18 protein-coding genes are annotated in these 18,801 nt (G+C 70.0%); 6 read left to right on the top strand and 12 right to left on the bottom strand.

Annotated features, from left to right (window positions below; genetic code table 11):
* Positions 1–37: 37 nt before the first annotated feature.
* From G6G98_RS06040 to G6G98_RS05985, 12 genes are all read right to left on the bottom strand, one after another.
* Positions 38–892, bottom strand: a complete 855-nt coding sequence (locus tag G6G98_RS06040) for an ABC transporter permease (protein WP_084788212.1) — start codon at positions 890–892, stop codon at positions 38–40.
* On the bottom strand, positions 889–1,701 hold the full coding sequence (locus G6G98_RS06035; protein ID WP_084788213.1) for an ABC transporter ATP-binding protein: 813 nt from the start codon (positions 1,699–1,701) through the stop codon (positions 889–891). The genes G6G98_RS06040 and G6G98_RS06035 overlap by 4 nt, the downstream gene beginning before the upstream one ends.
* A 42-nt stretch (positions 1,702–1,743) precedes the next feature.
* Positions 1,744–2,625, bottom strand: a complete 882-nt coding sequence (locus tag G6G98_RS06030; RefSeq protein ID WP_067349865.1) for a VOC family protein — start codon at positions 2,623–2,625, stop codon at positions 1,744–1,746.
* Between the two features lie 12 nt (positions 2,626–2,637).
* Entirely contained in the window at positions 2,638–3,519 is an 882-nt protein-coding gene (locus G6G98_RS06025) for a fumarylacetoacetate hydrolase family protein (protein ID WP_067349868.1), read from the bottom strand.
* 390 nt (positions 3,520–3,909) lie between these two features.
* Positions 3,910–5,433, bottom strand: a complete 1,524-nt coding sequence (locus G6G98_RS06020) for an ATP-dependent DNA ligase (protein WP_067349870.1) — start codon at positions 5,431–5,433, stop codon at positions 3,910–3,912.
* A 63-nt stretch (positions 5,434–5,496) separates the two neighbouring features.
* Positions 5,497–6,267, bottom strand: coding sequence for an enoyl-CoA hydratase/isomerase family protein (locus G6G98_RS06015; protein WP_164233225.1), 771 nt, complete (start codon positions 6,265–6,267; stop codon positions 5,497–5,499).
* 10 nt (positions 6,268–6,277) lie between these two features.
* Entirely contained in the window at positions 6,278–7,471 is a 1,194-nt protein-coding gene (gene paaE, locus G6G98_RS06010) for a 1,2-phenylacetyl-CoA epoxidase subunit PaaE (RefSeq protein ID WP_164233226.1), read from the bottom strand.
* Complete coding sequence (gene paaD / locus G6G98_RS06005; RefSeq protein WP_164233228.1) at positions 7,471–7,965, bottom strand: 1,2-phenylacetyl-CoA epoxidase subunit PaaD; 495 nt, start codon at positions 7,963–7,965, stop codon at positions 7,471–7,473. The genes paaE and paaD overlap by 1 nt, the downstream gene beginning before the upstream one ends.
* Positions 7,959–8,780 (bottom strand): 1,2-phenylacetyl-CoA epoxidase subunit PaaC, encoded by an 822-nt coding sequence (gene paaC / locus G6G98_RS06000; RefSeq protein ID WP_164233230.1) that lies wholly within the window; start codon positions 8,778–8,780, stop codon positions 7,959–7,961. Before paaC ends, paaD begins: the two co-directional genes overlap by 7 nt.
* Positions 8,777–9,082 carry a 1,2-phenylacetyl-CoA epoxidase subunit PaaB gene (gene paaB / locus G6G98_RS05995; RefSeq protein ID WP_067349883.1) on the bottom strand — a complete coding sequence of 102 codons (306 nt, stop codon included), beginning with the start codon at positions 9,080–9,082 and terminating at the stop codon, positions 8,777–8,779. The genes paaC and paaB overlap by 4 nt, the downstream gene beginning before the upstream one ends.
* On the bottom strand, positions 9,082–10,062 hold the full coding sequence (gene paaA, locus G6G98_RS05990) for a 1,2-phenylacetyl-CoA epoxidase subunit PaaA (protein WP_067349886.1): 981 nt from the start codon (positions 10,060–10,062) through the stop codon (positions 9,082–9,084). The genes paaB and paaA overlap by 1 nt, the downstream gene beginning before the upstream one ends.
* An 86-nt stretch (positions 10,063–10,148) precedes the next feature.
* Entirely contained in the window at positions 10,149–10,568 is a 420-nt protein-coding gene (locus tag G6G98_RS05985) for a pilus assembly protein CpaE (protein WP_067349889.1), read from the bottom strand.
* A gap of 83 nt (positions 10,569–10,651) precedes the next feature.
* Between G6G98_RS05985 and G6G98_RS05980 the strand changes: the two genes are divergently transcribed.
* The 6 genes from G6G98_RS05980 (at position 10,652) to G6G98_RS05955 (ending at position 18,563) form a co-directional block, all read left to right on the top strand.
* Positions 10,652–12,763, top strand: a complete 2,112-nt coding sequence (locus G6G98_RS05980; RefSeq protein ID WP_164233233.1) for a RecQ family ATP-dependent DNA helicase — start codon at positions 10,652–10,654, stop codon at positions 12,761–12,763.
* Between the two features lie 171 nt (positions 12,764–12,934).
* Positions 12,935–14,185, top strand: a complete 1,251-nt coding sequence (locus G6G98_RS05975) for a hypothetical protein (protein WP_164233235.1) — start codon at positions 12,935–12,937, stop codon at positions 14,183–14,185.
* 111 nt (positions 14,186–14,296) lie between these two features.
* On the top strand, positions 14,297–14,725 hold the full coding sequence (gene paaI, locus G6G98_RS05970) for a hydroxyphenylacetyl-CoA thioesterase PaaI (protein WP_067349898.1): 429 nt from the start codon (positions 14,297–14,299) through the stop codon (positions 14,723–14,725).
* Positions 14,726–14,748: 23 nt separating this feature from the next.
* Entirely contained in the window at positions 14,749–16,074 is a 1,326-nt protein-coding gene (gene paaK / locus G6G98_RS05965) for a phenylacetate--CoA ligase PaaK (RefSeq protein WP_164233237.1), read from the top strand.
* 55 nt (positions 16,075–16,129) lie between these two features.
* On the top strand, positions 16,130–16,747 hold the full coding sequence (locus G6G98_RS05960; protein ID WP_164233239.1) for a TetR/AcrR family transcriptional regulator: 618 nt from the start codon (positions 16,130–16,132) through the stop codon (positions 16,745–16,747).
* 250 nt (positions 16,748–16,997) lie between these two features.
* Positions 16,998–18,563, top strand: a complete 1,566-nt coding sequence (locus G6G98_RS05955) for an HNH endonuclease signature motif containing protein (RefSeq protein ID WP_164233241.1) — start codon at positions 16,998–17,000, stop codon at positions 18,561–18,563.
* Positions 18,564–18,801 lie beyond the last annotated feature (238 nt).

The raw sequence follows: 18,801 nt of genomic DNA, 5'->3' as shown, positions 1-18,801 counted from the left end.
TTCGGGTGTGGGACGGGATGCCGGAGTACGACAGGGGTCAGACCCGCTGCCAGCGCAGCAGGGTGTGTTCGGTCCAGGCCACGACGCCGTTCATGGTCGTGGTGATCACGGCGAGAAGCGCAAGAACGGCGAAGACGCCGGCAGAATTGAAGTTCTGTCCGTAGAGGACGACCTTCTGTCCGAGCCCGCTGCTCGAGGCCACCATCTCCGATGAGACGACGCCGAGGATCGAGGTGACGACGCCGAGGCGGAGGCCGGCGAAGATCGCCGGGACGCAGGCCGGGAGCAGGATCGTGCGGAAGCGCTGCCACGGTGAGGCGTGGAAGGCCTGCCCGAGCGAGATGAGATCGGGTGGAACCGACTTCGTGCCGGCTGCCGTCGAGACCAGCACCATGAAGAAGACGATCGACACGGCGAGCGCGACCTTCGACATCTCGGTGATGCCGAACCACAGCAGGAACAGCGGTGCCAGGGCGACGCGGGGGATGCTCATCAGCACGGAGATCCACGGTTGCAGCACCCGGTCGAGCATCGGCACGGCGGTGATGGCGAACGCGGCGGCCACACCCGCGATGCTGCCGATGGCGAAGCCGAGCAGCGTTGCCCGCAGCGTCACGCCGGCATCCGCCATCAGCCCGCTGAAATTCGCGATGAAGAAGCTTCCGATCGCGCTCGGGCGGGAGAAGAAGAGCGGATTGAGGATGCCGGCCGCGGCGAACCACTCCCAGATCGCGAGGAACGCGACCAGGCTGAGAGCCTGCAGCACGCGGACCAGGATGCTCTTCCCGCGCCTGTTTCGAACGGTCATGATCGCGGAGGTGGCAATGGCTCCGTTCAGCGCCGCGTCGTCGCGGGCAGCACTGCTGCCGGTGATGCTGGTCAGAGACATCATTCTTCTCCTTCGGCGAACAGATCCCACAGGGAGCGGACGAGCTCTTGATACTCAGGCTCGAAGCGGAGAGCATCCAGGTTCCGGGGACGCGGGAACTCCACGGCGATGTCCTTGCGGATCGTGCCCTCGCGCATCATCACGATGCGATCCGCCATGAGCGCGGCCTCCCCGAGATCGTGAGTGACGAACACGACGGTCTTGCCGGTCCCTTCCCAGATGCGCAGGAACTCGCCCTGCAGGCGGGCCTTGGTCTGGGCGTCGAGGGCGCCGAACGGTTCGTCGACGAGAAGAAGCTCGGGATCCATCGCGAGCGTGCGGGCGAGGTTCGCGCGCTGGCGCATGCCGTGCGAGAGCTGGGAGGGGTGCATGTGCCCCTTCCCGCCCAGGCCGACGAGGTGCAGCATCTCGTCGGCCCGGGCGAGTCGGGAGGCACGCGGGACGTGGCGCAACTCCAGCCCATAGGCGACGTTGCTCCGGATCGTGCGCCAGGGCATCAGCGAGTCCCGCGCGAACATGTACCCGATGGCCGAGGATGCCGGCTGGGAGGTGGTCACGTCGACCGAGCCCCAGTGCGGTTTCAGCTGCCCGGAGATCATGTTCAGCAGGGTCGTCTTCCCGCATCCGCTGGGGCCTACGAGGCACACGAACTCGCCGCGTCGGATGTCGAGCGAGATCGAGTCGAGAGCGATGTGCGTCGAGCGCGCGGAGGGGAACCAGTGGGTGAGGCCCTTCACGCTGATCACGGTCTCCGGCGCACCTGCACGCGTCTTCGTCCCCGCGGACCGCGCGGCCTCAGGCGTGTCGTTCATGCAGTTCTCCTTCGCTTCGTCGTGCTGAGAGGCTCGATCGGATCATCGCGCCGTCGGGGGCACGCCGTGGTCCAGGATGCCGTCGGGCACCTGGCCGTCCCACTGGTTGATCCAGTACAGATCGTCCTCCTGCCAGTGGCGGATCTGGCGCTCGGGATCGAAGATGAGCTCGAGATCGGTGTAGAGCTCGATGACGGCTCCGGTCGGCTCCACGTAGTAGACGGCGATGTTGTCTCCGGCGCCGTGCCGGACCGGACCCCAGGCCAGGCGGGATCCCGTGCGGGCGAGCCGGTCGCCGAGCCGGCCGAGGTCGACGATGCTCTGGGTCTGCCAGGCGTGGTGGTGCATCGCTGCCCTGGTGCTCTTGAAGACGGCGACCCCGTGGTGGTCGTTGTTGCAACGGAGGAAGAACGCCGCATCGTCGCCGATCTGGTCGGAGACGCGGAAGCCGAACACGTCGACGAGGAAGTCACGCATCGCGAGGGCGTCGACGACCTGCACGTTCACGTGTCCGAAGCGGTCGGGCCCGAAGCCCCCGAGTTTCACCATGCTGTAGGCGGACCGCTCGAGGTACACCTGCCAGGTGAAGCCCTCCGGTCCGACGACCGCGAAGCCCTCGTCGATGTGGTCCTCGATGGGCTGCTCCGAGACGATCCGGTAGCCGCCGCGAGCGACGTTCTCGCGGATCTGTTCGAAGGCTTGCCGGGTCTGGGCCACAAGGCCGATGTGGTCGACGGAGTTCTCGTCGCTGCGGGAGTAGACGATCTCGTGGTGATTCGCCTGCGCGCTGAGGAAGCTCTTCTGCCGTGTGGTCTCCACCTCGTGGAGTCCGAGGATGTCGGTGGCGTTGCGGATCACGGCGTCGAGGTCGGTCGTCCGCATCGACACATAGCCCAGGGAGGAGATGAGTCCGGTTCCGGTCATGAGGGACGCCTTTCAGGAGAGGTTCGAGCCGGGCTGGTCGTCGGAGGCGATGAAGTGCTGGTTCAGCTCGCCGATCCCCTCGACCCAGGTGCGGAGCCGCTCCTCGGGCTGTAGGAACCGCTGGGGCGAGCGGCCCACGCCAACTCCGGCAGGAGTCCCCGTGAAGATGACGTCTCCCGGCAGGAGGGTGATCGTGGCGGAGAGGCGTGCGATGAGCGAAGCGACGGGGAAGATGAGGTCGCGCGTGCGGCCCTCCTGCACGGTCTCCCCGTCGATCGAGCATCCGAGAGCGAGGTCGTCGCGGTTCTCGAACTCGTCCGGAGTGACCAGCCAGGGGCCGATCGGGGCGAATCCTGGGAACGACTTGCCCAGGGAGAACTGTGGAGCAGGGCCCTGCAACTGTGAGATGCGCTCGGAGATGTCCTGCCCCGCCGCGAGACCGGCGACATGGTCCCACGCATCCGCCTCAGCGATGCGGTGCCCCTCGCGGCCGATGATGACGACGAGTTCCACCTCCCAGTCGGTGTGGCCGTTGTGGGGGAGTCGCACGTCGGTGTCGGGACCGGTGATCGAGGATACGAACTTCGTGAACGTGGGCGGCAGTTGATCGGGGACGTCGAACCCTGACTCCGCCGCATGTGCGCTGTAGTTCAGGCCGACGGCGATGATCTGCCGGGGCGCCGGTGACGGGCTGCCGAGCCGTGCGCGCTCGAGGGGAATCGCGTGCGAGCCCTCGACATTCAGGGCCCGCGCCCAGGCGGCGAATTCGTCCCAGCTCTGCAGCACCGATTCCGGCGCCGGTCCGAACCGGCCGTCACTCGCTTCGGCGATGTCGATTCCGTGGTGCTCGTCGATGACCAGCAGGCTCCGGCCGTCGTGGTTCGCGATCTTCATTCGGCTCCTCCAGATGCGGGGTGCGCGTCCGCGCGACTCGCCCCTTTGCGTCAGTCAGCGCAGCGGGCTGACAGATGCGAGGTTGTCACGAAATATCGAAGAAAGCAAGAAAATTCGTAAATATCGCAGAGATGCGAAGTTCGGAGGAGAGGCGAGACAAGGCACGACGGCCGGTTGCGGGTGTCGTGCGCGTGCGAAAGCCGGAACTGGATTGCGACACGCCACGCACGCGCCGTCAGACGATGTGTCCGCCCGGAACTCCGATTCTTCGCACCGGCGGAGGCGGAGGCGGACGCGGTCGCGGAGAGGCGGATGCCGGGGGCACCGCGCGGACCCGCGCCGACCCCGCGGAGAGGCCGTGTCGACCGGTGCGGAACGTGGCGCCGGCGCTCAGCCGCGCAGCAGCGCGCGCAGGGTCTGGATCGTGTCGGCCTCGGCGGCGGTCTTGTCAGGGCGGTAGCCCTTCACGCGGGCGAAGCGGAGCGCGATCCCGCCGGGGTAGCGGGGTGACCGCTGCACTCCGTCGATCGCGATCTCGACGACGATCTCGGGGCGGAGCATCACGGCGTAGGCGGAGCGGCTCGTCTCGAACTCGGGGAACGTCTCGGTCTGCCAGCGGAGCAGCTCGTCGGTGAGGCCCTTGAAGGTCTTGCCGACCATCACGTATCCACCCGGCTCACCGAACTCGCCGTCGGGGTCGCGCGCGCCCAGGTGCAGATTCGACAGCCACCCGCGCCGCCGTCCCGAGCCCCATTCGGCGCCGAGCACGACGAGGTCGTAGGTCAGCACCGGCTTCACCTTGACCCACGACTTCCCGCGGCGCCCTGCCGTGTAGGCGGAGTCGACGGCCTTCACCAGCACGCCCTCGTGGCCTGCGGCGAGGGCCTCGCGCGACAGCCGCTCAGCGGCATCCGCGTCGTCGGTGACGATCCCGGGCATTCGCCACTCGCCGGCGACCCGCTCGAGCTCGGCAAGACGGGTCGAGAGCGGCTCGTCGATGAGGTCGCGGCCGTCGACGTGCAGCACGTCGAAGAACCAGGGGCGCAGCACGAGTTCCCGTGAGACGTCGGCGCCGAAGCGCGACATCGTCTCCTGGAAGGGGCGGGGCCCGCCGTCCTCGTCGAGAGAGAGCGTCTCGCCGTCGAGGATGAGGTCGCGCGCGGGCAGCGCGCGGACGACCTCGACGATCTCGGGCACCCGGTGCGTGATGTCGGCGAGGCTGCGCGTGTACACGCCGACCTCGTCGCCGTGACGGTGCACCTGGATGCGCGCGCCGTCGAGCTTGTACTCGACGGACGCCGTTCCGGTGATCTCCAGCGCCGCTGTCGCCGTCGCAGCGGTCGCGGCGAGCATGGGGAGCACGGGGCGCCCGACCATCAGGCCGACGGCGTCGAGCTCCTCAGGGGTGCCGGTGAGTGCGAGCACGGCGGTCTCGCCGAGGTCGCCGGAGAGCATCGCGGCCCGTCGCACGGCCGCCGGTGCGCGGCCGGAGGCGCGGGCGACCGCGTCGAGCAGAACCCCGGCGAGCGCGCCGGTGCGCAGCTCGCCCAGCATCGAGCGGGCGAGGAAGTCCCACTCGCCGGCGGTGCAGCGGGAGGCGAGGCCGAGCAGAAGCTCCGTGCGCACCGCCGCCGAGCCGGAGCCGGACGTCGCGGCCAGCGCGTCGAGCGTGTCATCGACCTGCCCGATCGTCAGGGTCGGATCGGCGGCGTGCGAGACCTCGAGCGAGGCGACGCTGCGCCAGCCCACGCCGAGACGCCCCTGCCGGGGAGCGGCGAGGAGCAGCCCGATCAGCGGTGCGATCTCGGCGGCCTCCGCGCGCTCCAGCAGCCGGGCGAGTGCGTCGATCTTCGCGAGCCGTGATCCGGTGGCCGCGACCTCGTCGGCGGTGGTGACGACCTCAGCGAGCTCCATGCCCGCATTCTGCCACCGGCATCCGACATCCGTCAGGGGCGCCTGCCGCCGGAAGGCCGGCGCTCAGTGCCCGTGGAACTCGGGGCGGCGCTTCTGCTGGAAGGCGGCGAAGCCCTCGTGGTAGTCGTCGGTGTCGCAGAGCATCGCCTGGGCGGCGTTCTCGATGTCGACCGCATCCCACAGCGCGAGGCGCTCGTCGCGGATCCGGGCGATCAGCTCCTTGCTCGCCCGGAACGCCGCCGTGGCTCCGCGGGCAGCCGCCTCCGCGGCATCCGTCGTCGCCTGGACGACCTCGTCATCGGGGAAGACGCGGGAGAACAACCCGGACTCCACCGCCTCCGTGCCGCTCATGAGCCGGCCGGTGTAGACGAGGTCCAGCGTCTTGTGGGCGCCGAGGCGCTCCAGGAACAGCGAGTGCCCTCCGGAGTCGAGCGTGGCCCCGAGCGCGGCGAACGGGGAGCCGATCTTCGCGGACTCCGCGACGTAGACGACGTCGGTGGCGATCAGCAGCCCGAGGCCCACCCCGAGGCAGGCGCCGTGGGCGACCGCGAACGTCGGCGCGGGGAAGCGCGACATGCGCTGCAGCAGCGGCGTGACGATGCCGCCGAGGTAGCCCATCACGTCGTCGTCCTGGGGGTCGACGTCCGAGATGTCACGACCGGCGCAGAAGGCCCGCCCCTCGCCGCGGAGCACCAGCGCGCGCACGCCGGCCGTCTCCGCCTCCCGGTAGGCCGCGTCGAGTCCGTGCAGCGCCTGCTCGTCGAGGGCGTTCAGCTTCGCCGGCGCATTCAGGCGGATCGTGGCCACATCGTTCGCGATGGAGAGATCGATCATCGGATGCTCCTCAGACGTCGTAGTCGACCACGACGCGGTCGCTGGTCGGATGGGACTGGCAGGTCAGCACGTAGCCGCGCTCGAGCTCGTCCGGCTCCAGCGCGTAGTTCTCGGTCATCGTGACGCTGCCCTCGAGCACGCGGGCCCGGCAGGTCCCGCACACCCCGCCGGCGCAGGCGAAGGGCGCGTCGGGGCGCACGCGCAGCGCGGCGTTGAGCACCGACTCGTGCGCGTCGACCGGACTCTCCACCGTGGACGAGACCCCGTCGAGGTTGACCTCGATGCGGAACGTCTTCTGACCGGCCTTCACCTGCACGGGCCGCGCCGTGCGCAGAGGCTCGTCGCCGGTCGTGAACAGCTCGAAGCGGATGTGCTCCCGGGGGACGCCGACGTCGGCCAGCGTCTCGCGGCACAGGTCGACGAGCGACAGCGGGCCGCACAGGAACCACTCGTCCACGTCGGCGGGGTCGATGAGCACGTCGAGGATGGTGCGCAGCTTCTCCTCATCGATCCGCCCGGAGAGCACCGGCGCCGTGCGCTGCTCGCGCGAGAGCACATGATGCAGGGTGAGCCGGGTGGGGTAGCGGTCCTTGAGGTCGGCGAGGTCCTCCAGGAACATCACGTCGAGCGTGGAGCGGTTCGTGTACAGCAGGGTGAACCGCGCGGTGCCGGAGCGGCTCAGCACGGTGTGCGCGAGCGCCATCAGCGGGGTGATGCCGGAGCCTGCGGCGATGCCGACGATGTGCCGGTGGTCGAGGTCGTCCAGGCCGGAGGTGAAGGTGCCCTGCGGGCTCATCACGTCGATCCGGAAGCCAGGGTGCAGGCCGGTCTGCGCCCACGTCGAGAACAGGCCGCCCTCGTCGCGCTTCACCGCGACGCTGAGGCGGGTGGGTATCCCCGCTGCGATCTGCTCGGGTGTGCGATGCTCGGGAGCGCGGCACAGGGAGTACGACCTGCGGATCTCGGTGCCGTCGAGAGTGGTGCGCAGGGCCACGTACTGGCCGGGGAGGTGATCGTAGTCGTCGGCCAGCTCGGCCGGCACGGTGAAGGTGACCTCGACCGCGTCCTCGGTGAGCGGCCGCACGTCTTCGACGGTCAGCGAGTGGAACCGGGCGCGCTTGCGTGGCGTTTCGGGCCCCCCGGAATGAGCCGGCGGGGGAGCGGATGCCGGTGCGGCGGCGTGCGTCGTCTGGAACAGGGACATCAGTGCACCTTGAAGTGGTCGAAGGGCTCGAGGCACGCGCGGCACTCGTAGAGCGCCTTGCAGGAGGTGGAGCCGAAGCGCGACACCTCGCGGGTGTCGAGGGACCCGCACCGGGGGCAGCGGACGCTCAGCGCGAGACGGATCGGGCCGCCCGGCACGGCGGCACGGCCGGACGGAGGGGCGATGCCGTACTCGGCGAGCTTGCGCTTGCCGGCATCCGACATCCAGTCCGTGGTCCAGGCGGGGGAGAGGACGAGCCGGACGTCGACCTGCGCCCAGCCGGCGGCGGTGAGGGCGAGGACGACGTCGTCGCGGATCGTGTCCATCGCCGGGCAGCCGCTGTAGGTGGGGGTGATGTCCACGCGGACGGCGTCGCCGTCGACCTCGACCGCGCGCAGGACGCCGAGGTCCTCGATCGTGAGCACGGGGACCTCCGGATCGGCCACCGCGGCGGCGACCCTCCAGGCGTCGGTCCTCGTGAGCGTGCTCACCATGTCGCTCCGGGGTGACGGCGGGCGAGCACCTGCATCTCGGAGAGAAGGTGTCCCAGCGGGGTCGAATGGGAGCCGTGCCGTCCGCCCGCCGAGGAGGCGGAGACCGCGGGGACGGTCAGCTCGGCCTCAGCGAAGACGGTGTCGACGACGGCGTCGAAGCCGGCGCGCAGCGTCGAGGGCGCGACCGCGGCATCCCCGAGCCGCTCGATCAGGGGATCGTCGCGGAACAGCTCATCGGCGTACGGCCACATGTCCCCGAGGGCGCGGACGATCCGGCTGCGCGACTCCTCGGTGCCGCCGGCGAGCCGCAGCACCCACTGCACGGCGTGGTCGCGGTGGTAGTCGACCTCCTTGAGGGCCTTCTCCGCGATCGCCGCGAAGGTCTCGTCGGAGCTCGCCCGCAGCGCGGAGTAGAGCTCGAACATGTACGTCGACACGATGAACTGGCGGGCGATCGTCTGCGCGAAGTCGCCGTTCGGCTGCTCCACGATCCAGGCGCTGCGGAATTCCGGCTCGTCGCGGAAGTAGGCGAGGTCGTCCTCGGTGCGCCCGTCGTACGAGCCCGCGTAGTGCAGGAAGGAGCGGGCGTGCCCGAGGAGGTCGAGGGCGATGTTGCCGAGGGCGACGTCCTCCTCGAGCTCGGGTGCGCGGGAGATCCAGGCGCCGAGCTGCTGGGAGAGGATGAGCGCGTCGTCGCCCAGCCACAGCGCGTACTCGGCGATGTCCGCCGAGGCTGCGGCGGCGCCGGTGCCGGACAGCTCCTGGCTCAGCTGGATCTCGTCGACGGTGACGTCGCCGTGGATGTCGTCGCTCACAGGTGCGGCACCCCCTCCGACGCGGTGTAGTACACCGCGTGGCGGTAGTTCTTGCCCGCCGGGCTCTCGAAGTAGGCGCCCTTGGCGTCGGGGTCGCTCGTCGTGATCGCGTCCGCGGGCACGACCCAGATGGACACGCCCTCTCCGCGGCGCGTGTACAGGTCGCGCGCGTTGCGGATCGCCATCTCGGCATCCGGAGCGTGCAGCGACCCGGCATGCACGTGGCTGAGTCCGCGATTGGCGCGCACGAAGACCTCCCAGAGGGGCCAGGGCTCGCGCTCGTCGGCGCCGGGAGTCGCCATCAGGCCACCGCACCTTCCGCGCGGAGCGCCTGCTTGCGGGCGTACTCGGCCGCGGCCTCCCGCACCCACGCGCCTTCTTCGTGGGCGGTGCGCCGCCGCTCCAGGCGCTCCGCGTTGCACGGCCCCTCGCCGCGGACGACCGCGAAGAACTCGTCCCAGTCGATCTCGCCCATGTCGTACCGCTGGAGCTCCTCGTTCCAGGCCAGTTCGGGGTCGGGCAGGGTGACGCCGAGGATCTCGGCCTGCGGCACGAGCATCCCGACGAAGCGCTGGCGCAGCTCATCGTTCGAGAAGCGCTTGATCTTCCACTTCATCGACTGCGCGGAGTTGGGGGACTGGTCGTCCGGAGGGCCGAACATGGCGAGCGCCGGCCAGTACCAGCGGTCCACGGCATCCTGCGCCATGCTCCTCTGCTCCTCCGTGCCCTGCATGAGCGTGAGGAGGATCTCGAAGCCCTGGCGCTGGTGGAACGACTCCTCCTTGCAGATGCGGACCATCGCCCGTCCGTACGGTCCGTAGGAGGCGCGGCAGAGCGGCACCTGGTTGCAGATGGCGGCGCCATCGACGAGCCAGCCGATCGCGCCCATGTCGGCCCAGGTCGGGGTCGGGTAGTTGAAGATCGACGAGTACTTCGCCCTGCCGGAGATGAGCTGGTCCATCATCTCGTCGCGGGTGATGCCGAGGGTCTGCGCGGCGGAGTAGAGGTAGAGACCGTGACCGGCCTCGTCCTGCACCTTGGCCATCAGGATGGCCTTGCGCTTGAGGCTCGGGGCCCGGGTGATCCAGTTGCCCTCGGGCTGCATGCCGATGATCTCGGAGTGCGCGTGCTGACTGATCTGGCGGATCAGCGTCTTTCGGTAGGCGTCGGGCATCCAGTCGCGCGGCTCGATGCGCTGCTCGTTCGCGATGAGCTCGTCGAAGAGACGCTCCTCCTCCGAGAGCTCGCCTTCCACCAGGGAGAGGTCTGCGGGGCTTGTCATCATCGACTCCTCAGCATCCGGTGATCTTTACTGACCGATCGTTAGGTAATTCTGACACACGGGGCCGCCGCCCCACAAGGCGCCGGTCAGCGAGAGCGCGCCATGAGCGCGAGGAGCGCGCGCCCGTAGGCCTCCGACGGGTCGGGATGCTCGAAGCCGAGGATCTCGTCTGCGATGGCGATCTCCACCCGGAACGTGTCGTCGAGGCGCACCAGCGAACGGAACGTGCCGCGCAGGAGATCGCGCAGCTGATCCTCCCGGGGAAGCCATACGGCGTCCGCCAGCGTGACGGCGTCCAGCGCCCACTCCGTGGTGCCGTTGAACGCGAGGTCGGTGCCGCTGGGCGTCTGCCGAGCCTCGATCGTCATCTCGCTGACGGTGAAGACGTCGGCCTCGGCTTCGAGCTCGACCTCCTCGGGGAGGTCGAGCTGGAAGCGATCCCCCTCGGCCGGATGCCAGACGAGTCCGGCGTCCCTCAGGGCGACGGCGAGTTCGCGCGTGATCATCCACCCACGGTAGATGAGCCGGGCCCTCCGACGTCAGTGGCGTCGGGCCCTCCAACGTCAATGGCGTCGGGCAGAGTGGAGGGATGACCTCTCCTGCCCCCGAAGACGACCGGCGCCTCGCGGCGCTCGCCGCTCTCCGCGACCTGACCGGCCGGCCGGACGCGGAGTTCCACGACGGGCAGTACGAGGCCGTCGACGCGCTCGTCGGGGGTCGCCGCCGTGCCCTCGTCGTCCAGCGCACCGGCTGGGGCAAGTCGGCCGTGTACTTCGTGGCCACCCTGCTGCTGCGGCGCCAGGGTGCGGGGCCGACGGTGCTCGTGTCGCCGCTGCTGGCGCTCATGCGCGACCAGATCGCCGCCGCTGAGAGGGCGGGCGTCCGGGCCGTCGCGATCAACTCCACGAACGCGCACGAGTGGCAGGATGTGCTCGCGCAGCTGGACCGCGACGAGGTCGACGTGCTCCTCGTCTCGCCGGAGCGCCTGAACAACCCTGCGTTCCGCGAGGAGCAGCTGCCCGCACTGGTCCGGCGGATCGGGATGCTCGTGGTCGACGAGGCGCACTGCATCAGCGACTGGGGGCACGACTTCCGCCCGGACTACCGGCGGCTGCGGGACCTCATCGCCCAGATGCCCCCGCAGGTGCCGGTGCTGGCCACGACGGCGACCGCGAACAGCCGGGTCGTCGCCGACGTCGCCGAGCAGCTGGGGACCGGGGGAGCGGACGCCGGCGTCCTCACCATCCGAGGCCCGCTCGCCCGCGCCTCGCTGCGGCTCGGCGTGCTGCGGATGCCGGACTCCGCCAGCCGGCTGGCCTGGCTCCTCAGCCACCTGGACGACCTGCCCGGCTCGGGGATCATCTACACGCTGACCGTGGCGGCCGCCGTCGACACCGCCCGGCTGCTCCGCGAGCACGGCCACGAGGTGCGCGCGTACACGGGCCAGACGGATGCCGACGAGCGCGAGGAGTCCGAGGGGATGCTCAAGCGCAACGAGGTGAAGGCCCTCGTCGCGACGAGCGCGCTGGGCATGGGCTTCGACAAGCCCGACCTCGGGTTCGTGCTGCACCTCGGTGCGCCGTCGTCGCCGGTGGCCTACTATCAGCAGGTCGGGCGTGCCGGGCGAGCCAGCGACAGCGCCGACGTGCTGCTGCTGCCAGGCGTCGAGGATCGCGACATCTGGCACTACTTCGCGACGGCGTCGATGCCCGACCGGGAGCGCGCGGAGCGGGTGATCGCCGCCCTCGGTGACCGGCCGGTGTCGACTCCCGCGCTGGAGGCGATGGTGGACATCCGGCGCACGCCGCTCGAGCTGCTGCTGAAGGTGCTCGACGTCGACGGCGCCGTGCGGCGCGTGCAGGGCGGGTGGGTCGCGACGGGAGAGCCGTGGGTCTACGACGAGGAGCGCTACTCGCGGATCGCCGCCGAGCGCGTCGCTGAGCAGCAGAGCATGATCGACTACGAGACGACCGGCGGCTGCCGCATGGAGTTCCTGCAGCGCTCCCTCGACGACGACACCGCGGTGCCGTGCGGGCGCTGCGACAACTGCGCGGGCGCATGGTTCCCCCGCGACATCGATGAGACCGCGACGGCGACGGCCGCGGAGTCCCTCGACAGGGTCGGCGTGCCGCTCGAGGCTCGTCGGGCCTGGCCCACCGGGGCCGACCGGCTCGGCGTTCCGGTCAGGGGACGCATCCCGCCCGAGGAGCAGGCTGCCGAAGGGCGGGCGCTGGCCCGTCTCACCGATCTCGGCTGGGGCGGCACGCTGCGCGAGCTCTTCGCCGCCGGAGCGCCCGACCGTCCCGTGCCGCCGCAGCTGCTCACGGCCTGCGTGCGGGTGCTCGCAGGCTGGGGCTGGGCGCAGCGACCCGTCGCCGTGGTGGCGGTGCCCTCCCGTTCGCGTCCGCTCCTGGTCGATTCCCTCGCTCGCGGCATCGCGGAGATCGGCCGGCTGCCGTATCTCGGCGAGCTCGCCCATCTGGGTGGCGGCCCCAGCGGACAACCCGGCGGGAACAGCGCGTTCCGCATCGCAGGGCTCTGGGAGCGGTTCAGTTCTGATGGCCTGGCGGTGCCGGACGGGCCCGTGCTGCTCGTCGACGATCAGGCCGACAGCCGCTGGACGCTGACGATCGCTGCGCGGGCTCTCCGCCAGGCGGGGGCGACGGAGGTGCTGCCGTTCGTGCTCGCCCTGCGAGGCTGAACGCGGGGGCATATGCGCGGTGCGGCATGGGATGGGTCTCATTCTGATCTCGACATGTGTGCGGTCATTCCGCGGGAGATGCCCCAGCCCCTAGCATCGCGATCAGGGGGCGTCGAAGGATCGACGCGAGGACACGGAGGGCTCGAGATGGCCGGTTTCACACGATCGAGGATGCTGCTCGCGACGGGGGCCGCGGGGGTGCTGCTGGCTCTGGCCGCCTGCACTCCGACGCCGGAGGCGACGCCGACGCTCACGCCGATCGAGGCGCCCGCCCCGGAGCCGTACAGCGGCCCTGCGGCGTTCATCGGAGACGAGCTCGAGCTGTTCCTGCCGACGCCCGAGGAGATCACCGGTCTGATCCCGGACGCGACGGAGATCGCGACATCGTCGGCGCTGACGATGGTCTCCGACGGCGGCGGGGCGCCCGCGACTCCCGCGATCTGCGACGTGCTCTACGCGGAGCAGTCGCTGGGCAGCGTCGCCGCGCGCGTTGTCGAGTGGAAGAGCCAGAGCGACTCCGAGCAGCGCCTCGGACGCCTGCTTGTGCTGCAGTTCCCCGACGAGGCTCATGTCGAGGAGCGGATGGATCAGCTGACGGCAGCAGCTGAGCAGTGCGAGCAGTTCGACAAGGAAGGGGCCGTCACGTTCGACGCGGTGATCGCCGACGGGGACGATCACGCTCGTGCGATCGCCGGGACCCTGGTCGACACGAACGCCGGTCATGACTGGCGGCAGTTCAGCGCCTACGCCTCGGCGGGGAACGTGCTCGTGACGCTGTGGCAGCCGTTCGACGGAGACCAGTCCTTCGACGCCGAGGCGGCAGCGGATCTGCTGGCCGCGCGCGCCGATGAGGCGCACTCGGCGCTGCTCGAGAAGCTGACGGCGATGCCGCCCGTGGTGGAGGACCTGCCGGCGGGGGATGCCTCGAAGCCCTGGAGCGAGTGGGCGATCACGGTCGCAGGCGTGGGCCCCGTGCGGCTCGGAGAGCCCGTCGAGACCGCGGTGGCGGCCGCTGGGGTGTCGGCGACGCCGCCCGAGTTCGCAGGGGGATGGTGGACCCTGGAGGAGCCCGGCGGAGCGGGTTCGATGCTTGTGTTCCCGGTCGAGGGCGGCGGCGCGGTGCTCGGCGTCACCGTCGGGAGCGACCGTTCGTCGCTCCCCGATCCGCAGGACGGGGCGGGACTGCCCGCTGCCGATGGCATCCGTGTCGGTGATCCAGTCTCTGCAGCGGTTGCGGCGTACCCTGGTGGCACCACGGTCAGGGTCATCTCCTCGGCAGATCACTGGTACGCGGTACCCGATCGCGACGGTCGCCTGCTGCGATTCCGCACGGACCGTGATGCGGGCGATCCGCAGGCCACCATTGTCGGCATCACGGTGGAGGATGCGACCGCGTGGCGCGGGCTCCGCTTCACGGACTGACCCGAGCCTTCGAGGCAACTGACGGTCCCCTCTTTTTACCGACCGAGCGTTCGGTTAGTATGTTGCTCGTCGGCGCCGTGACGTCGCCGACGAGCGACGAGGAGGTCGACGATGACGGGACCCACGACGGAGGCGGCGGATGCTGTCCGCCTGAACCGCGCCATGATGCAGCGCGATCGCGCCTCGGCCGCTCTGGGACTGGTCGTCGAACGGGATGACCCCGGCCATGCGGTCGTGTCGATGCGAGTGCGTGACGACATGACGAACGGCTTCGGCATCACCCACGGCGGGATGGTGTTCGCCCTCGCCGACACCGCCTTCGCGATCGCCTGTAACGAGGATGACCGCGTCACGGTCGCCGCCGGCGCCGACATCTCCTTTCTCAAGGCCACGGCGGCGGGGCAGGTCCTCACCGCCACCGCCGTCCGCCGCTCCCGTTCCGGGCGCTCCGGCATCTACGACGTGACCGTCGTCGACGAGACCGGTGACACCGTCGCGGAGTTCCGCGGTCGGTCACGCACGACCCACCAGACGCTCTGACACCCCGACCCGACGGAGGCACCATGTCGACGACGACAGGAACCCGGTCCGCCATCCAGCCGCCCACCGCTGCGGAACTCGACCCCGAGGAGCGGATGAGCCGAGAGGAGATCCAGGCGCTGCAGCTCGAGCGCCTGCAGTGGACTGTCCGCCACGCCTACGCGAACGTGCCGCTGTACACGCGCAAGTTCGACGAGGCGGGGGTGCATCCCGACGACATCCGCTCCCTCGCCGACATCGCACGGCTGCCGTTCACCACGAAAGCCGACCTGCGCGAGACGTACCCGTTCGGGATGTTCGCCGTGCCGATGGCCGACGTCGCGCGCATCCACGCCTCGAGCGGCACCACCGGCCGTCCGACCGTCGTCGGCTACACCCGGGGCGACCTCGAGCGCTGGGGCTCCCTCGTCGCGCGGTCGCTGCGTGCCAGCGGCATCCGTCCCGGCATGAAGGTGCACAACGCCTACGGCTACGGGCTGTTCACCGGTGGACTCGGGGCCCACGCCGGCATCGAGGCGCTCGGCGCGACCGTGATCCCCATGTCCGGCGGGCAGACGGCGAGGCAGATCCAGCTCATCCAGGACTTCGAGCCCGACGCGATCCTCTGCACGCCCAGCTACCTGCTCACAATCGCGGACGCCATGGTCGCTCAGGGGGTCGACCCTCGCTCGACCTCGCTGCGCGTGGCCGTCCTGGGCGCAGAGCCCTGGACCAACGAGATGCGCCGCGAGCTCGAGCAGCGCCTCGGCATCGAGGCCCTCGACATCTACGGCCTCAGCGAGGTGATGGGCCCGGGCGTCGGCAACGAGTGCGTCGAGACCAAGGACGGCCCGCATCTCTGGGAGGACCATTTCCTGCCGGAGGTCATCGACGGCGACACGGGGGCGGTGCTGCCCGACGGCGAACTCGGCGAGCTGGTGTTCACCTCGCTCACCAAGGAGGCCTTCCCGGTGATCCGCTATCGAACCCGCGACCTCACGCGCCTGCTCCCCGGGACCGCGCGACCGGGTATGCGCCGGATGGAGAAGATCACGGGACGCAACGACGACATGATCATCCTGCGAGGCGTCAACCTGTTCCCCACGCAGATCGAGGAGCTCGTGCTCGGCATCGAGCACCTCACCCCGCACTTCATCCTCGAGCTGACGAAGGAGGGCCGGATGGATGCCCTCACGGTCCGCATCGAGCGCCACCCCGACCTGTCGGCCGAGGTGTGCGAGAGTGCGGCTCAGGTGCTCGCGCAGCGGATCAAGATCTTCGTGGGCTCGACGGTCGCGGTGCGACTCGAGGAACCGGGGTCGCTGCCCCGCAGCGAGGGCAAGTACAAGCGCGTCTACGATCTGCGCTGATGCGGGCGGGCGCGCCCGCACAGGGAGGCTGGCGCCGGATGGGAGACTGAAGGGCATGTCGCAGGATCAGAGCACGCGCCGAGGCCGCCCCGGGTACGACCAGCAGGGGATCCTCGCCGTCGCCGTCGCCGCCTTCAACGAGTACGGCTACGACGCGACATCGATCGGCGTGCTCGCCGAGCGCCTGAACCTGTCCAAGTCGGCGATCTACCACCACTTCGGTTCGAAGGACGAGATCCTCGAGCTGGCGCTCGATGCCGCGCTGAGCGCTCTGGAGGGTGTCGTCGACGAGATGGCGGGATCGACGACGGATGCCGACGCCGAGCGCCCGGCCGCTGACCGGCTCGAGCAGGTCCTCCGCGGCGCCGTGCACGTGCTCGTGGATCGCCTCCCCGCGGTGACGCTGCTGCTCCGGGTGCGCGGCAACACCGAGGTCGAGCGGCGCGCTCTCACCCGGCGGCGTGCCTTCGACCGCCGGATCACCGCTCTCGTGGCGGAGGCGCAGGCCGAGGGCTCGCTGCGCGGCGACATCGACGCCAGCGTGGCCGCCCGCCTCGTCTTCGGCATGATCAACTCGATCGTCGAGTGGTACCGGCCCGGGGGACGGGAGGGCGCAGACCGCCTCGCCGACGACGTCGTCGCGATCGCGCTCGACGGCCTGCGCCGGCACTGACCCGCGTCCGGCGGAGGCATTCCGATTCACCAGGGGTGGGTTGTCGGGAGCCCGCTCATCGTGATCCGTCCATCCCCGTCCGATCCTCGAGGCGTTGAGCGAGCGGAGCGAGTCGAAACGCCTGTGTCTTGTCCGGTCGTTGAGCGAGCGGAGCGAGTCGAAACGCCCCTTCCGGAACACGGTCGAAAAGGTCATTCGACCTGGGGGAAACCGGCCTCTCAATGTCGGTGGCCCTCGGCAGAATTGAGGTATGAACAGCCCAGCAGACGCCATCGCTCAGGTCGTTTCCGGCCTGCGTGAGCTGCTGTCTGGCGACACGCTGGCGGGGCTGTCGGATGCCGACCGCGCGGCGCTTCTGGTGGGTCTGGGTGAGGTGTCGAGGTTGACCGATGCCGCGACGGTGGAGGCGGTGGCGACGGCGGATGTGGAGTTCGGTCATCGTTTCGGATGCCGCGGAATGAACGAACTCCTCCGCCGCGCGACCCTGGTCGATGCGCCGACGGCGGGGAGGATCATTCGTGCCGCGGACGCGGTGGCGCGGGAGGTGAGTCTGGTGTCGGGGGAGCGGATGCCGGCCCGATGGCCCGCGATGCGGGAAGCGCTCCTCGACGGGGCCGTCGGGGTGACCGGTCTGCTGGTCGCGGTGGGGCCGTTGGAGGCGGCGCGGGACCGGATCACGCTCGAGGAGCGGCTGTGGGCGGACGCGAACCTGGCGGCGTTCGCACGCGGTGAGAACCTCCCCGATGTGGACGCCGACGGCGCGGAGGCTGACTCGGTTGGGGCAAGCGTAAGCGCCGATCTCGAAGACGATGCAGATGCAGATGCAGATGGTGATGCGCCCGGCCCGGGTCCGCGGGCGTCGGCCGAGGACTTGAAACTGTTCGCGAGTGCTCTTGCGGTGGGGTTGGATCCGGATGGGGCGGAGCCGTCGGACTTGGAGGCGCAGTCGCGCCGCTTCTTCACGGTGGGCCGGTTGCGCAACGGCGTGCATCCGGTGCACGGAAACCTGACCCCGGAGGTCGCCGCGGCATGGCAGCTGATCGCCGACGCGTACAACAACCCCAAGGTCGGCGGAGCGCCGGCACCGGGTGTGCGGTTCGAACCCGCCCCGGACAATGATGGCGCTGATCCCGACGGGGACGGTGCCGACGGCGACCCCGACACCGATGGGGGTGAGGGGGAGGATCGGTTCAATATCGATCCGCGGAACCTGATCGATTCCCGCACGCCCGGGCAGAAGCGTCACGACGCCCTGGCCGCCGTGCTGGGCATCGCCGCCCGCCACGACGACATGCCGTCCCTGGGCGGTGCGGCCCCGACGCTGGTGGTGCATGTGGATGCGAAGGATCTCGCCACTGGGACGGGGTGGGCGACGATCCCGGGCGCTGAAACTCCGGTTCCGTTGTCCGTGGCCGCGCACACTGCCTGTACGGGTGCGGTTCAGCGGGTGTTGTTCGATGAGGGCCGGATCATCGGGATCACGACCACGGATCGGGTGTTCACGGTGCATCAGCGGCGGGCGATCGTCGCCCGCGATAAGGAGTGCCTGATTCCGGGGTGTCACGTTCCGGCGTCGTGGTGTGAGATCCACCACGTGACCGAGCATGCGAAGGGCGGGTCGACGCATACGGACAACGGGGTGCCGTTGTGCTGGTGGCATCACCGGTCGCTGGATCGTTCCGGGTGGGAGATCCGGATGAACGGTGGTGTCCCGCAGATCCGGGGGCCGGAGTGGTGGGATCCGCAACAGCGATGGCGCACACCGAGACACTCCGTCCCGGTGAAACCACCCGGGCGGCCGGTGCTGCGCACCTGAACAGCATCCGCAGCATCCATCCGTGTCGTACGTCGGAAGGGGGCGTTTCGTCTCGCTCCGCTCGCTCAACGACCGGGTGGGCGCTAGCGACCGGCGGTAACGACCGGGGTTCCGAGCGGAGCGATGGATGCCGTGGGGAAGCTGGCACCGGGTCTGGCGGGAGCACGCCGAAGGCGAGCGAGGGCATGTCTTCCCCACGACATCCATCGCGCAGCGACCCACAAGCAACCGCAAGAAG

The sequence above is a fragment of the Microbacterium hydrocarbonoxydans genome, from assembly GCF_011752045.1.
Classification (GTDB): Bacteria; Actinomycetota; Actinomycetes; order Actinomycetales; family Microbacteriaceae; genus Microbacterium.
This window is presented reverse-complemented; position numbering and strand designations above follow the sequence as displayed.

Bases quoted from the DNA above. Each gene is read 5' to 3' on its own strand.
- G6G98_RS06040 (WP_084788212.1), bottom strand. From the start codon at position 892: ATGATGTCTCTGACCAGCATCACCGGCAGCAGTGCTGCCCGCGACGAC.
- G6G98_RS06035 (WP_084788213.1), bottom strand. From the start codon at position 1,701: ATGAACGACACGCCTGAGGCCGCGCGGTCCGCGGGGACGAAGACGCGT.
- G6G98_RS06030 (WP_067349865.1), bottom strand. From the start codon at position 2,625: ATGACCGGAACCGGACTCATCTCCTCCCTGGGCTATGTGTCGATGCGG.
- G6G98_RS06025 (WP_067349868.1), bottom strand. From the start codon at position 3,519: ATGAAGATCGCGAACCACGACGGCCGGAGCCTGCTGGTCATCGACGAG.
- G6G98_RS06020 (WP_067349870.1), bottom strand. From the start codon at position 5,433: ATGGAGCTCGCTGAGGTCGTCACCACCGCCGACGAGGTCGCGGCCACC.
- G6G98_RS06015 (WP_164233225.1), bottom strand. From the start codon at position 6,267: ATGATCGATCTCTCCATCGCGAACGATGTGGCCACGATCCGCCTGAAT.
- paaE (WP_164233226.1), bottom strand. From the start codon at position 7,471: ATGTCCCTGTTCCAGACGACGCACGCCGCCGCACCGGCATCCGCTCCC.
- paaD (WP_164233228.1), bottom strand. From the start codon at position 7,965: ATGGTGAGCACGCTCACGAGGACCGACGCCTGGAGGGTCGCCGCCGCG.
- paaB (WP_067349883.1), bottom strand. From the start codon at position 9,082: ATGGCGACTCCCGGCGCCGACGAGCGCGAGCCCTGGCCCCTCTGGGAG.
- paaA (WP_067349886.1), bottom strand. From the start codon at position 10,062: ATGACAAGCCCCGCAGACCTCTCCCTGGTGGAAGGCGAGCTCTCGGAG.
- G6G98_RS05985 (WP_067349889.1), bottom strand. From the start codon at position 10,568: ATGATCACGCGCGAACTCGCCGTCGCCCTGAGGGACGCCGGACTCGTC.
- G6G98_RS05980 (WP_164233233.1), top strand. From the start codon at position 10,652: ATGACCTCTCCTGCCCCCGAAGACGACCGGCGCCTCGCGGCGCTCGCC.
- G6G98_RS05975 (WP_164233235.1), top strand. From the start codon at position 12,935: ATGCTGCTCGCGACGGGGGCCGCGGGGGTGCTGCTGGCTCTGGCCGCC.
- paaI (WP_067349898.1), top strand. From the start codon at position 14,297: ATGACGGGACCCACGACGGAGGCGGCGGATGCTGTCCGCCTGAACCGC.
- paaK (WP_164233237.1), top strand. From the start codon at position 14,749: ATGTCGACGACGACAGGAACCCGGTCCGCCATCCAGCCGCCCACCGCT.
- G6G98_RS05960 (WP_164233239.1), top strand. From the start codon at position 16,130: ATGTCGCAGGATCAGAGCACGCGCCGAGGCCGCCCCGGGTACGACCAG.
- G6G98_RS05955 (WP_164233241.1), top strand. From the start codon at position 16,998: ATGAACAGCCCAGCAGACGCCATCGCTCAGGTCGTTTCCGGCCTGCGT.